Raw genomic sequence first — 13770 nt, forward strand, 5'->3', positions numbered from 1 at the left:
GTCACAGGGCGGCCATGTAGCCGCCGTCGAGCGGGATCGTCACGCCGTTGACGTAGGCGCCGGCGCGCGAGCTCAGGAACAGCACGAGCCCCTGCATGTCGCGCTCTTCGCCCGCGCGGGCCAGCGGGATGTAGGTCTGCACGTTCTTGCGCACGGTCTCGGCGCTCGCGGAGGTCATGCTCGTCGGGAACGGGCCCGGAGCGATCGCGTTCACCGTGATCGAGTCGTGACCGAGCTTCTTGGCCAGCGACCGGGTGAGGTGGTGCAGTGCGGCTTTGGATGCGCCGTACGCATGCGCCTCCCAGTTCGGCACGTGCAGGCCGCCGATCGAGCCGATGTTCACGATCCGGGCGGGATCGTCCACGCTCGCCGCCGCACGCAGCGGCGCCAGCAGCCCCTGCACGAGCTGGAACGGGGTGCGCACGTTCAGCTCCATGATGTCGTCCCACGCCTGGGTGGTGCTGGCGTCGAGCGAGTCCGGGCCGACGGCGCCGGCGTTGTTGACCAGGATGTGCAGACGCTCCTCGTGCCGCATGAACTCGGCGGCCAGCGCCGCCACCTGAGCGGGATCGGCCAGGTCGGCGACCAGGGGCCGGCAGTCGCCGTCGTCCCCCGACACGGCGGCTGCGACATCCGTCGTCTTCTGCGGATCACGCCCGACGAGGTAGGTGCGCACGCCGCGGCTGACGAAGCCGCGGGCGATCATTCCGCCGATTCCGCCGGTGCCGCCGGTGACGAGGGCGACTTTGCCGCGGACGTCGAAGAGTTCATCGGTCATGAGGGGCCTTTCGGGTCATGTCTGTGGTGGGGATGCCGTCGGCCGGGTCGAACCGGCCGTCCGACCAGTCGAAGTGCACGGCGGGCGCCCGGCCGCTGACCGGGTTGGCGAAGTGGAAGCCGAGCGGCCCGATCTCGGGGAACGGCGCGAACGCGAGGCCCCGGAGCGGGCCGTCGGGGGCCGGATCGAAGGCGGCGATGACCTCGGGCGTGGGGGCGAACTTGCGTCCGAGGTCGGGCGTGACGGCCGACCATCCGCCGGCCCATTGGGTCACGACGATGTAGTCGAGGTCCATGCCGTGGATCCGCCAGACACCGTCCTCGCGCACGATCTGCTCTTCATAGACCCCGGTGACGGTGCTCGCCTCGGTGTCCCAGCCGCTGTTGACCTGAAGCATCTTCAGTCGGACGCGTGCCCGCTGTCCGCCGGGTTCGACCGTCACATAGGGCTGCGTCTTCTGGTGGATCGGCAGGAAGGTGGGGCGCCGCGGGCGGCGGCCGTAGCGCGCCACGAGCGAGTCGCGGATGCGCTCGCGCCCGATGTAGGTGCCGACGAACGAGAGCTCCTTCCACCCGTCGCGGGCGAACAGGTCGGCCGTGGCATCCCACTGCGCCTCGTCGAGGAGGTAGCCGTACGCGCACGCGACGTTCTCCGCCCCGTCGAACGCCTCGGCGACGGCCAGCGTCGCGCGCAGGTCATCGAGGGAGGCCTCGCTTCGGACGACGGGCGGCGGGGTCGCCTCTCGCACCGGATGGGAGAACGCGATCGCGGGTCCGCGGGACTGGGGGTAGGCCGTGCCGAGCGCCGAGCGCGGCGGGAGCGCGTCCCGCCAGCCGCGGTCGTGGTCGGCGAGCAGCCGCGGGCGGAACCGGAGTGCGACGATCCGCCATCCGGACGCGGTGCGACGGAACTCGCCGTCGCACACCCGCACGCCCCATCGGTCGGGTCTGCCGGGGCCGGCGATGGACTGCAGTTCGAGGCTGCGCATTCGTGCGGTCGCCCCGTCGGGGGCGATGTCGACGATCGGCATCAGCTGCAGGTGGTCGAACAGCTCGCCGCGGCGCAGTCCGGCCGGCGAGATCGTCTCGAGTGCGAGCCGGATGCCGGCCCGTCCGCCCCACTCATCGTCGCCCCACTGCAGCACGCCGTCCTCGGCGAACAGGTCGCCGACGTCGTCCCACAGCCGACGATCGACATAGAAGCCGTATGCGGCGAGCAGGTTCTGCACCAGGCCCTGGTCGACCAGGCGCTGCGCGCGGGCGGCGAGCGAGCGCGGTTCGGCCTCGTCGCCGGGAATCCCGTCCGGCACGGGGGTGCCGGCGTCGTCCGGGGTGAAGTGGAACGGCACGAGCGGGACGGCGTCCGAGACGCTGCGCCAACCGGTCTCGTGCGGTCCGGTGAACTGCGGGTGGTGATGCAGCACCCCGATCTTCCACACCCCGTCCTCGCGCACGTACGTGTTCTCGTGGATGCCGCCCGACCACTGGGCGCTCTGGCCGTACCGTCCGGTCAGGGCGAGTTCGTGCCAGCGCCCCCGGCCGGTGGTGCCGTCGGCGGCGATGGTGACGACCGGGGAGAGCTGCAGCCGGACGTTCAGCCGGTCGGGTGCGGCATCCGCGCCCCCCATCGTCCGGCTCAGCAGGGCGAGGATCTCGTCGCGTCCGGTGGCTTCGTGCGGCGGGAGGACGAGTCGGCCGTCCCGGGCGAAGAGGTCGGCCATCGCCTCGAGGTCGCCGGCGTCCGCGTAGTGTCCCCATGCGTGCTGCAGGCGCTTGATCGCCCGCACCGCCTCGGTGCCGGAGAGTCGTCCGGCGAGGCGGGCGGTCTCGGTCGTGGTGATCGTGCCGCTCATGGCCGGAACCTCGTGCTCGCGATGTGGCGGACTCCGCCGCCGTCACCGGAGCCCGGCTCGGCGAGGTTCATCCAATAGTGGGTGAGCACCACGCCCGGCTCCACCTCGATCGCACGCGGGTACCCGAGGTCCCATGTCGCCCCGTCGTCGCGCAGGATCACCTCCTGCCCCCAGGTGCGCCCCTGGTCGGCGCTGATCCGATATCGGATGCCGCGGCCCGGCGAGAGCCGGTAGCCGTACACGCACAGCAGCCGGCCGTCCTGCAGCGGGACGAGGTCGCCGGGTGCGCCCCAGTCGTTCACGCGGCTCAGCCAGTGCCAGGTGCGTCCGCCGTCCAGGCTCTCGTGGATCTCGACCCAGAACAGGCCGCGCGGGTCGCGTTCGTACCGGACGGATGCCAGGACCCGCCCGTCCGGCAGGACCACCAGGCGCGGGTAGATGTGCTGGGCCGAGGCGAACTTGCCGCCCGGCCAGAACGGCGATGCCGGCGCCTCGGGCACGATCTGCCCGAGGTAGCGGAACTGGCCGCCGTCCTCGCTGGCGTAGACGACGGGCAGCGGGTTCTGCGCCCCGGGCGCCCAGGCGTGCACGCCGAACAGCATCACGCCGTCCGGCCGCACCGCATACATCGACGTGCCGGGCATGGTCACGCCCGGCAGGTCCCAGTTGGGCAGCAGGCGGTGCGGCCGCCACGTGCGACCGCCGTCGGCGGATGCACGCACCCACGCGCGGGAGCCGTCGCCCGACATGAGCCGGGGGATGCCTCCGCCCATCACGAGGGTGTCGCGGCTGGTGAAATCCAGCGGCGGCAGGTCGGTCCACTCGTCGCTGGCGCCGCCCGGCAGCTCGGCCTCGGACGTGATCGACATGTCGAACACCGGCACGATCGACTCGTCATCCCACGTCCGGCCCCCGTCATCCGACCGGATCACGACGATCTCACCCGGCTTGCGGACGAGGTTGTAGTGGTCGATGTCGCGATAGTCGGTGGGCACCCGTTTGAAGCCGGCGACCACGCTCCCGTCCGCGGTCAGCCACAGGCCGCAGTAGTACGGCCAGGCTGCGAACTCGTCGTCTCGTCGGTAGACGATGTGGTGTTCGGCGGTCTCGTCGCGGCGCGGCGGCCACCCGGTGGGCACGAGCTGCTGGGTGTGGTTCACCGGTCACTTCCCGTTCGCGGGCGTCATCGTCAGCCACGGGCGCCGATCGGCCTGGAGCGCCGGCTCGTCGGCGCGCTGCCAGCGCGAGGTGTTCACGGTGGGGAAGGCGCCGTCGTACCAGACCAGCGGCGCGTAGAACATCAGGTCGGCGGCCCGCTGCTGCACCGTCCGCAGCGCGGCGGAGCGCTTGTCGCGATCGCTGGTGTCGAGCGCGGCCGATGCGGCGGCATCGAGTTCGGGGTCGCACATGCCGGTGGGGTTGCGGCCGGGCTGCCTGTCCTTGTTGCACGCGTACCAGTTGACGATGCCCAGGCTCGGGTCCGGACCCACCGACGACCGGACGAAGGCGAGATCGTAATCCCCCTTCGCGTACACCCGGTCCACGTAGGCCGCGCCGCCCACGCCGTCCAGCTTCACCTTGATCCCCACGTCGGCCAGCATCGACTCCACCATCTCGACGCTGGAGACCACCGCGTGCAGGGCGTTGATGTAGACGACATCGAGGGTGAATCGGGTGCCGTCCGCTCCCCGCGGGTAGCCCGCCTTGTCGAGGGCGGCGTTGACGGCGTCGACGTCGTACGGGAACAGCTTGGTGAAGTCGATGTCGGGATCGACGGCCCAGCCGATCGTGTCGGGGACGAAACCCTTGCTGGGCACGCCGAGACCCGACAGGGCCTTGTTCACGATGGCCGTCCGGTCGATCGCGGAGAACACGGCCTTGCGCACGGCCGGGTCGGACAGGAACTTCTTCTCCGTGTTCTGGATCATCACGATCTCTTCGGGGAAGGCGCCGTGCTTGAGCAGCTTCGTGTCGTCGTCGCCGGACACGCGCTGCTGCTTGGACGGGTGGAGCACCGCCTCATCGACTTCGCCCGCGAACAGCGCTTCGGCGCGGGCGCTGATGTCCGGGATAACGGTGTACACGGCCTTGTCGACCTTGACGTCGCCGCCCCAGAAGTCCGGATTCTTCGCGAGGATGACCTGGGACCCCTCGACATAGGAGTCGAACATCATCGGTCCGGTGCCGATGGGATGGTTGTTGGCGGGGTTGGTCACATAGTCGGTGCCTTCGTAGACGTGCTTGGGCAGCATGAACTGCGTCGACAGGTTCTCCAGGAGCGGCCCGTAGGGCTTCTTCAGGTGCACCACGACGGTGCTCTCGTCCGCGATCTCGACATCGTCGATGCGCTTGGACAGTTCGCTCCCGTAGGCCTGGAGCGGGACGATCTCGTCGAAGTTGAACTTCACGTCCTCGGCCGTGAACGGCTTGCCGTCGTGCCACTTCACGCCGGAGCGCAGGTGCAGGGTGAGCGTGAGACCGTCGTCGCTGAGCTCCCAGCTCTCAGCCAGTGCGGGCGAGAACTTGTAGTCGTCGGACATATAGATCAGCGGGTCCAGGATCTGGGCGCTGAACAGCTTCGGGGCCGATCCGACCGCCAGCTGCGAGTTGAGTCCGAAGTTCATCGGATCGCCGCCGACGACACCCACCCACGCGGGCTGTTCGTCGCCGCCGCCACCACCGCCACCGCCGGTGCAGCCGGCGAGCGCGAGTGCTCCGATCGCCAGCCCCGCCAGCACGGCGATTCCTCTTCTCCTGCTCGTTCCCATCATCCTGACCTCCTTGTCGGTTTTCGTTGCACCTTCAGACGGTGAAGATGCTGCGTGCGATGTGCCGCACGCCTCCGTTCGCCTGCACGGCGTCGTCGCGCCGGTTGAAGTAGTAGAGCGTCCCGATCCGGCCGGGCTCGACCTCGAACGCATTCGGGTAGCCGAGATCCCAGCTGCCGCCGTCATCGCGCACGATCAGCTCGGGGCCCCACGTGCGTCCGCCGTCTTCGCTGACCACGGCACGGATGCCGTAGGGCTTGATGCGATAGCCGTAGACCACGACCAGCCGTCCGTCCGAGAGCACGATGAGGCTGCCGGGCGCGCCGAAGTCGTTGACGCGGGAAAGGAAGAACCAGGTGCGGCCCCCGTCGTCGCTCGCGTACACCTCGGTCCACATCACCCCGGTGGGGTCGCGCTGGCTGCGCAGCGTGCACACGATGCGCCCGTCCGGCAGCAGCACGCCGCGCGGGTAGAACCAGCGGTGCCCGCCGAAGCGATACGTGCTCTTCCAGTCGCCGTCGGCGGCGGCGAACGGGTCGTGCTCGGGCGTGATGAAGGAGAGGAAGTGGAAGTCCGTGCCGTCATCCGTGCTCGCGTAGACGAGGGGTCGCCGGTTCCAGCCGTCCTCACTGACCAGGGTGAGGAACAGGAGCGCCCGCCCGTCGGGACGCACCAGGGCCGAGTTGATCGCCGACAGCGAGTGCAGGCCGTCCAGCGGCAGGCGCGCCGACGGCGTCCAGCTGCGGCCGGCATCCTGCGACACGCGCACATAGGCGCGGCTCTCGGGTTTGCCGAACTGGGTGCTGACGTTCCCGATCAGCACATCCGGCCGGGTGAGGTCGAACGGCCCCCACGCCGACAGGTCGGAGGGGAAGTCGCCGTCCGGCGAGACCCGGGGATAGACGTCGAACTCGGGCTGCCCCCAGGTGCGGCCGCGGTCGGACGAGCGGACCGTCACCATCCGGCTGCCCGCGCCGAAGCGTTCGCCGAGGCGATCGTGGCTGATGCCGGACGGGTCGCTGTAGTCCGCGTCGAGCGACATGAAGTTCGCGACGAGCTCGGACGAGCCGACCTCCCAGAACCCCATCGTGTACGGCCACGCGCAGAATTGCGCCTCGTCTCGGTAGACGACGTCGTGCTCGAGCTGTGACGCGGGCTGCGGTCTGCGGTACTGGATCGCCATCCGTCACCGTCCGCCGAGGTAGACGCGCGCGGCGTTGTCGTGCAGGAAGCCGTTCGCCTCGTCCTCGGTGAGGAAGTCGGCCGCGGACCGCGCCATCGCCGCCTTCTCCTCGTACGACCACAGCATGCTCTGTCCGATGTCCGAACCCCACACGAGCCGGTCGGGACCGAACTCATCGACCATGCGGCGCACCACGTGGGCTGCCCGCACGTTCTCGGCGTCGAAGCGCTCCATATTGATCTCGGTGATCTTGAAATGCACGTTGGGCGCGTCCCCCAGCACCGAGATCGTCGTGTCGATGCCGAAGTGCGGCGGCCCCGGCAGCTCGACCGGTTCGCCGGCCTCGCGCGCCAGTCCGACCTCGTACTGCGACATCCCGTACGGCATGCCGCCGTGGTCGAGCAGGATCGGCAGCTCCGGGAACTGCTTCGCGATGATCCGGATCAGCGGCAGCAGGTACGACAGCTGGTTGCGGAACAGGATCAGCGTCATCGGCGTGCCCAGGTCGGCGCACGTCTTCCACACCTCCATCGCCTGCGGCGAGCTCACCCACGCGGTGTCGAGGATCCAGGGGCGCAGGTGCGCCATCCGGAACCCGCGCACGTGCTGGTTCTCGACCATCTCCCGGTAGCGCGCGGGCGTGGCCGGATCCTGCGGATCGAGGATCACGACCGGATGCAGGCGGCCCGGGTGCCGCGCTGCGGAGTCGAGGATGTAGCTGTTGTCGTAGCCGTACAGGTGACCGCGCTGCACGAGGCACGCGTCGGTCACGCCCTGCGCGTCCATCATCTCGATGAGCGCGTCCACGGTCACGGTGTAGTCGGGCTTGCGCGGAACCGGCAGGTCCGGGCGCAGCGGTGTGGCCGGATAGGTGGCCCAGTCATCGGAGATGAGATGGGCGTGGGTGTCGAAGAGGGGGCTGGTCATGTCTGTTCTGCTTTCGTCGTCGCCTGCTCGGGTCGGGTGGTCGCTAGCCCAACGTCATGGTCTGCCACGGCATCCGCTCGGCCATCAGGTCGCGCTTGTCCTGTCCCTTCCACCGCGACGAGTTGATCGTCGGGTACGCGCCCCGGTACCACGCCAGCGGCACGTTGAACATCAGTTCCGCCGCACGCGCCTGCAGCTTCTTCAGCGCCGCACCGCGGGCAGCGCGGTCCGAGGTGTCCAGCGCGGCGGCCGCGGCTTCATCGATCTGCGGGTCGCAGACGCCGGACGGGTTGAACCCGACGCGACGGTCCTTGTTGCACTCGAAGTAGCGCACCACGCCCAGGCTCGGGTCCGCGCCGAGGTTGGCCCGGACGAATGCCAGGTCGAAATCGCCCTTGGTGTAGACCATCTCGCTGTACTGCGCTCCTCCGACCGGGACCAGCTTCAGGTCGATGCCGAGATCAGCGAACATCGACTGGGCCATCTGGACGGCGGAGACGACCTCGTTCAGGGTGAGGATGTACACCACCTTCAGGGTGAAGCGCTTGCCGTCGGCGCCGCGCGGGAATCCCGCCTCGTCCAGGGCCTTGTTGGCTGCATCGGGGTCGAAGGGGTACATCTTGTCGAAGTCGACGTCGTGGTCGACCGCCCACCCGAGGGAATCCGGCAGGAAGGTCGTGGCGGGCTCGCCCACGCCGGCCATCGCGGTCTCGGCGATGGCGTGCCGGTCCAGCGCGGAGTACAGCGCCTTGCGCACCGCGGCATCCTTCAGCTGCTCGCTCTCGGTGTTGAAGATCATGATGTCGTCCTGCGGGTATTCGCCGCTTGTGAGCAGCTCGGTGTTCGGGTCCTTGTCGACCTTGTCCACCTGGGACGGGTCGAGGATCGCCTCGTCGATCTCGCCGGCGAACAGGGCCTGGGCGCGACTGTTCGGGTCGGCCACCGTGGAGTAGACCGCCTTGTCGACCTTGCTCACCCCGCCCCAGTAGTCGGGGTTCTTCACCAGCACGACCTGTTTGCCCGGGCTGTACGAGTCGTACATCATCGGACCCGTGCCGATGAGCTCCTTGTTCGCCTCGTTCGTCAGGTAGTCCGTCCCCTCGTAGAGGTGCTTGGGGAGCATGTACTGCTGCGAGATCGTCTCGATCAGCGGCCCGAACGGCTTGGACAGGTGCAGCACGACCGTGTCGTCGTCGACGATCTCGGTCGAATCCAGGCGCGCGGCGAGCTGTGATCCGGCGACGTTCAGGGGCACGAGCTCGTCGAAGTCGAACTTCACGTCCTCCGCGGTGAACGGCTTGCCGTCGTGCCACTTCACGTCGTGACGCAGATTCATCGTGAAGTCGAGTCCGTCGTCGCTGAGCTTCCAGTCGGTGGCAAGCCCCGGGCTGGTCTTGAAGTCGCCGTTCATGAAGATCAGCGGATCCAGGATCTGTGCGCTGAACAGGCTGGGGACGGTGCCGGTGGTGAACTGGGCGTTCAGCCCGGTCGTCATCGGATCGCCGTTCATGGCGCGGACCCAGACGCGTTCGCTGCTGTCGTCCGCGCCGCCTCCGGAGCAGGCGGTGAGGGCGAGCGCGAGTGCGGCGAGTGCCGCGACGGCCGCGCGTCGTGTGATTGTCATCGGATGTCCTCCTTGGTCGCGGCATCGGCGCCGCCGGGGTTCAGGTGGTCGGGGTGAGCGAGGGTGCGGCGGCCAGGAGCGTGCGCGTGTACGGATCCTTCGGGGCGTCGAAGATGCGGTCCTTCGGACCTTCTTCGACGACCTTTCCGCGGTGCATCACATAGACCCGGTCAGCCACCTTCTTCACGACCGGCAGGTCGTGGGTGATGAAGACGAAGCCGACGCCCAGCCGATCCTTCAGATCGACCATCACGCGCAGCACGCCGGCCTTCACCGACGCGTCCAGGGCGGACACCGCTTCGTCGGCGATGATGATCCGCGGGTCGAGCGCGAGCGCGCGGGCGATGAGCACGCGCTGCCGCTGCCCCCCGCTGAGCTCGTGCGGGAAGCGATCCAAGAATCGGTCGGCCGGCGACATCCCCACCAGTTCGAGGGTCTGCACCACCTTGTCGCGGATGCCGCTGCCGGTCGCGATCCCATGCAGCCGGATCACCTCGCCGATCGTGCGATCGACGCGCTTGCGCGGGTTCAGCGACCCTGCCGGGTCCTGCAGCACCGCCTGCACCTGACGGCGGTAGCCGCGCTTGTCGGTCCGGTTCATCGCGGTGATGTCGTGGCCGTCGAGCAGGACGGATCCGGACGTTGCGGGGATGAGGTCCAGCAGCATGCGCGCGAGCGTGCTCTTGCCGCTGCCACTCTCGCCCACGATGGCGACGAACTCGCCGGGGCCGGCCTGCACGCTGACGTCGTCGACGGCGATCACCGGGCTCGCGGACCGTCGGCCGCGGAAGATCTTCGTCACGTTGTGCGCTTCAAGCATCGGTCATCATCTCCGACAGTTCGCGCCGCAGCTGCGGCGGCATCGAGTAGAGCTCGACCCCGGGGTCGGTGAGGCTCCGCACGCTGCGGATGAGCGCCTTCGTGTAGGGATGCTGCGGGTCGTTCATCACCTGTTCGGTCGGACCCTCCTCGACGATGCGCCCGGAGTACATGACGTAGACGCGGTCGGTCATCCCGGCGACCACGGCGAGGTCGTGCGAGATCAGCACCAGCGAGGTGTTCAGCTGCCGGACCGTCTGGTCGAGGGTGCGCAGCACATGGGCCTGCACGGTCGCGTCCAGCGCCGTGGTCGGCTCGTCGGCGATGATCAGCGACGGCAGCTTCGCGATCGCGATGGCGATGAGCGCCCGCTGCCGCATCCCGCCGCTCAACTCGTGCGGGAACGCGGCGGCGGCGCGTTCGGCATCGTCGAGGCCGGCCTGGCGCAGGAACTCCAGGGCCGCGGCGGAGCGGGCCGCGGCGGATGCCTCGCGACGCCGCGGGATCGATTCGACCACCTGAGCTCCCACGCGCATCGTCGGGTTCAGGAACGTCAGCGGATCCTGGAAGATCATGCCGACGCGGGTGCGCCGGACCTCGTCCCACGCGGTCCGCGGTGCGCCGACCAGCTCGTCGCCGGCGATCTTGATCGAGCCGGACACGCGCACGCGCGGCGAGGTGGGCAGGAGTCCCGCGATGGCACGGCCGGTCACCGACTTGCCCGAGCCGGACTCGCCGACCAGGCCGACGCGCTCGCCGTCGGCGACGACGAGGTCGACGTGGTGCACCGCCTCGATCTCGCTCTTGGCGCCGGTCGGCAGCATGACGCGCAGGTCGCGCACCGCGACCAGTGGCGTGGATGCGGCATCCATGGTCACTTGACTCTCCCCACGGTCGGATTGAAGGCGTCGTTCAGGGCGTCGCCGAGCATGTTCACGGCCAGGACCACCAGGAAGATGCAGCCGCCGGGGAACACCGCCAGCCACCAGGCGTCGCTGATGTAGGACTGGGCCGAGTTCAGCAGAGCGCCCCAGCTGGGGGCGCTCGGGTCGCCGATGCCCAGATAGGCAAGTCCCGACTCGATGAGGATGGCGCGACCGACCGTCATGCTCGTGGCCACCAGGACGGGGGGCATGAGGTTCGGGATCACATCCGAGCGGATGAGGCGCACGCCGCCGAAGCCCGCCGCACGGCCCGACTCCACATAGCCCAGCTGCGAGATCCGCATGGCCTCGGCGCGGACGATCCTGGCCACTCCCGGCCACATGGTGATCGCCAGGATCGCCACCAGAATCCAGATGTTCGCCCCGAGCAGGGCGGCCGCGATCAGGGTGAGGACGATGCCGGGCAGCACCTGGAAGAACTCGGCGACCTTGACCATGATCACGTCCATGAATCCGCCGTAATATCCGGCGAGTCCGCCGACTATCAGGCCGATGGTCATGCACAGCAGGGCGACGCTGAAGCCGACCAGCAGCGAGACCTGGCCGCCGTACACGACCCGGGCGAAATAGTCGCGCCCGAGCATGTCGGTCCCGAGCAGGTGCTCTCCGCTCGGAGGCAGCAGCTTCGGGAAGCTGGTGGCGACCGGGTCGGCCACGAAGAACGGACCGATCACCGAGACCAGTACGAACAGCACCAGCAGCGGGATGAAGACCATCGCTGCCGGGGTGCGGAAGAACGTCCGCCAGGCGGCGCGCGTTCCCCCGGCCCGTCGGGGCGATGCGGCATCCGACTCCGCCGCCGCGGCGGACGCGTTCCCCCCGGGCGGGGTCTCGACGATGTCGGTCGAACCGTCCATCTGCTCGACGGTCATGCGGCCACCTCCTGTCGGCGCGGGATGAATCGCGCGCGAAGACGCGGGTCGACGAGCCCGTAGACCACGTCGGTGAGGATGTTGACGATGATGATCGTGATCGTGAGCACGATCACGATGCCCAGGGCCACCATGTTGTTCTTGCGTTCGATGGCGTCGAAGAACAGCAGGCCCATACCGGGCCAGCCGAACACCCGCTCGACCAGGATCGAGCCGGCCAGGATGAACCCGAGGCTGTAGCCGGCGACCGAGATCATCGGCAGGAGCGCATTCGGCATGGCATGCCGCCACAGCACGCGGTTCGACGACAGGCCCTTGGAGCGGGCGGTGTCGATGAAGTCCTGGCCGAGCGACTCGATCATCGACGAGCGCATGATGCGCGTCTTGTAGGCCAGCTCGGTGGTGGCCATCGTGATCACCGGCAGCACGAGGTACTGCGGCCGGATGCCCGTGTCGCCATAGGGTGCCATGCCGCCGGTGGGCAGCCACCCCAGCCAGATCGAGAACACCAGGATCAGCAGCATCCCGAACCAGAAGTTCGGCACCGAGAACAGGCCGACCGCGGTGCCGGAGATGCCCCCGTCCAGCCAGCGCGACCGCGTGCGTGCGGCGATGGATCCCAGCACCATGCCGCCCACCGTGGACAGGATGAAGGCGGGAATGGCCAGGGCCAGGGTGTTGCCCGCGCGGCTGAGGATGATCTCGAGCACCGGCTGCGAGTTCGTCGCGTACGAGTAGCCGAGGTTGCCGGTGAGCACATTGCCCATGTACGTGGCGTACCTGACCAGCAGCGGCTGATCGAGCCCGTACGCCTGGACCAGCTGGTCATGGACGGCATCGGAGATCGGCACGTCGCCCACGAGAGCCTGCACCGGATCGCCGGGCGCGATCTCGAGCAGGAAGAACAGGACGGTGACGACCGCGAGGAACAGCAGGAACGACGAGAGCAGGAGTTTGCCGACGTGCCACAGCCAGGCTTTCATTACGACGACCTCCTTGTTGTTCGCAATGTGCGCACCTTGTGCATAATACGGATTATCTGGAGTGATGTCTACCACACCCGCATCCGTCCCGCCAAGGGGCATCGTCGATCACAGACGTGGGGCGGCGCTCGCTGTCGGCCGGCCTGCACCCGGCGCCCGGACGGATCGCAGACAGGCCGAACACCGTCACCGGGCGTGCGGCAGCCGGCGATTCGCGGACGACGGCCGGCGTGCCCGGCCGGACGGGTCAGTCGGTCGGGGACGGGATCGCGCCGCCGAGTTCCGCGCTCACGGCCGCGGCGGTCGCACGCAGACTGCCCAGCGCCGGGGATGTCTCGGACAGGTCCGCGAGCTGGGTCGCGCCGAGCACGGCGATGGTGGCGCAGATGCCGTTCTGGTCGAAGACGGGCGCGGCGGCCCCGAACATCCCGCCGTCGTAGCCGACGACGGCGTAGCCGGTCCCCCGTGCGCGCTCCACGTCGGCCAGCAGACGCGCCGTGTCGTCCTTGCGGAGCCCCTTCGCCGCGGCGGCGACCGCGTCGTCACCGGCGTAGGCCAGGTAGACGTGGGTCTGGGCCGCGGTCTCGTCGAGCCGGGTGCCGGGGCGCACGGTGATCATGACCCCGCGGCTGGCATCCTCCTCGACGAGGGCGACGACCGGGCGTCCGGCGGCCCACAGGCTCAGCACCGTCGTCATCCCCACCGCATCCCGCAGCTCGCTCAGGTGGCTGGGTGCGATGTCGACCACGCGGCGTCGGCCCAGCGCCTGGATGCCGATCTGCAGCATGAGCCCGCCCAGGGCGAAGGTGCCGCGGCGCGAGCCGCGCTCGAGGATGCCGGCGGCCGTCATCGACGCGCAGTAGCGGTACGCCGTCGTGCGGTTCAGCCCGGTCAGCTCCGCGACATCCGCCGCGGTCAGCTCGTTCGCGCCGAACAGGCCGCAGATCTGCGCAACCCGATCGACCGCCTGGATGTCTGAGGTGGACGCCTCGCCGCGCTCACTCTTGGCCATGCCGACAG

The 13770-nt window shown here is 69.2% G+C and carries 12 protein-coding genes; all 12 read right to left on the reverse strand.

The features are described 5' to 3' along the window. Position 1 precedes the first annotated feature (1 nt). The 12 genes from AC0L6F_RS10480 to AC0L6F_RS10535 all read right to left on the reverse strand — a co-directional run bounded on the left by AC0L6F_RS10480 (position 2) and on the right by AC0L6F_RS10535 (position 13762). A complete protein-coding gene (locus tag AC0L6F_RS10480) occupies positions 2-778 on the reverse strand; it encodes an SDR family oxidoreductase (protein ID WP_473537861.1) in 777 nt (258 codons plus the stop codon). Further along, a complete protein-coding gene (locus AC0L6F_RS10485; protein WP_473537862.1) occupies positions 768-2630 on the reverse strand; it encodes a nuclear transport factor 2 family protein in 1863 nt (620 codons plus the stop codon). The genes AC0L6F_RS10480 and AC0L6F_RS10485 overlap by 11 nt, the downstream gene beginning before the upstream one ends. Continuing rightward, positions 2627-3790 carry a sialidase family protein gene (locus tag AC0L6F_RS10490; protein WP_473537863.1) on the reverse strand — a complete coding sequence of 388 codons (1164 nt, stop codon included), beginning with the start codon at positions 3788-3790 and terminating at the stop codon, positions 2627-2629. The genes AC0L6F_RS10485 and AC0L6F_RS10490 overlap by 4 nt, the downstream gene beginning before the upstream one ends. A 3-nt stretch (positions 3791-3793) precedes the next feature. After that, on the reverse strand, positions 3794-5401 hold the full coding sequence (locus AC0L6F_RS10495) for an ABC transporter substrate-binding protein (RefSeq protein WP_473537864.1): 1608 nt from the start codon (positions 5399-5401) through the stop codon (positions 3794-3796). A 31-nt stretch (positions 5402-5432) separates the two neighbouring features. Further along, a complete protein-coding gene (locus tag AC0L6F_RS10500) occupies positions 5433-6581 on the reverse strand; it encodes a sialidase family protein (protein ID WP_473537865.1) in 1149 nt (382 codons plus the stop codon). Positions 6582-6584: 3 nt separating this feature from the next. Then, complete coding sequence (locus AC0L6F_RS10505) at positions 6585-7508, reverse strand: amidohydrolase family protein (RefSeq protein ID WP_473537866.1); 924 nt, start codon at positions 7506-7508, stop codon at positions 6585-6587. A 43-nt stretch (positions 7509-7551) separates the two neighbouring features. Then, on the reverse strand, positions 7552-9132 hold the full coding sequence (locus tag AC0L6F_RS10510; RefSeq protein WP_473537867.1) for an ABC transporter substrate-binding protein: 1581 nt from the start codon (positions 9130-9132) through the stop codon (positions 7552-7554). 40 nt (positions 9133-9172) lie between these two features. Further along, complete coding sequence (locus tag AC0L6F_RS10515) at positions 9173-9952, reverse strand: ABC transporter ATP-binding protein (protein ID WP_274636548.1); 780 nt, start codon at positions 9950-9952, stop codon at positions 9173-9175. After that, a complete protein-coding gene (locus tag AC0L6F_RS10520; protein ID WP_274638480.1) occupies positions 9945-10823 on the reverse strand; it encodes an ABC transporter ATP-binding protein in 879 nt (292 codons plus the stop codon). Before AC0L6F_RS10520 ends, AC0L6F_RS10515 begins: the two co-directional genes overlap by 8 nt. A gap of 2 nt (positions 10824-10825) precedes the next feature. Continuing rightward, complete coding sequence (locus AC0L6F_RS10525) at positions 10826-11767, reverse strand: ABC transporter permease (protein WP_473537868.1); 942 nt, start codon at positions 11765-11767, stop codon at positions 10826-10828. Next, a complete protein-coding gene (locus tag AC0L6F_RS10530; RefSeq protein ID WP_259613126.1) occupies positions 11764-12750 on the reverse strand; it encodes an ABC transporter permease in 987 nt (328 codons plus the stop codon). The genes AC0L6F_RS10525 and AC0L6F_RS10530 overlap by 4 nt, the downstream gene beginning before the upstream one ends. A 247-nt stretch (positions 12751-12997) precedes the next feature. Continuing rightward, complete coding sequence (locus tag AC0L6F_RS10535) at positions 12998-13762, reverse strand: IclR family transcriptional regulator (protein ID WP_274636550.1); 765 nt, start codon at positions 13760-13762, stop codon at positions 12998-13000. Positions 13763-13770 lie beyond the last annotated feature (8 nt).

It is taken from the genome of Microbacterium sp. G2-16M (assembly GCF_055809115.1).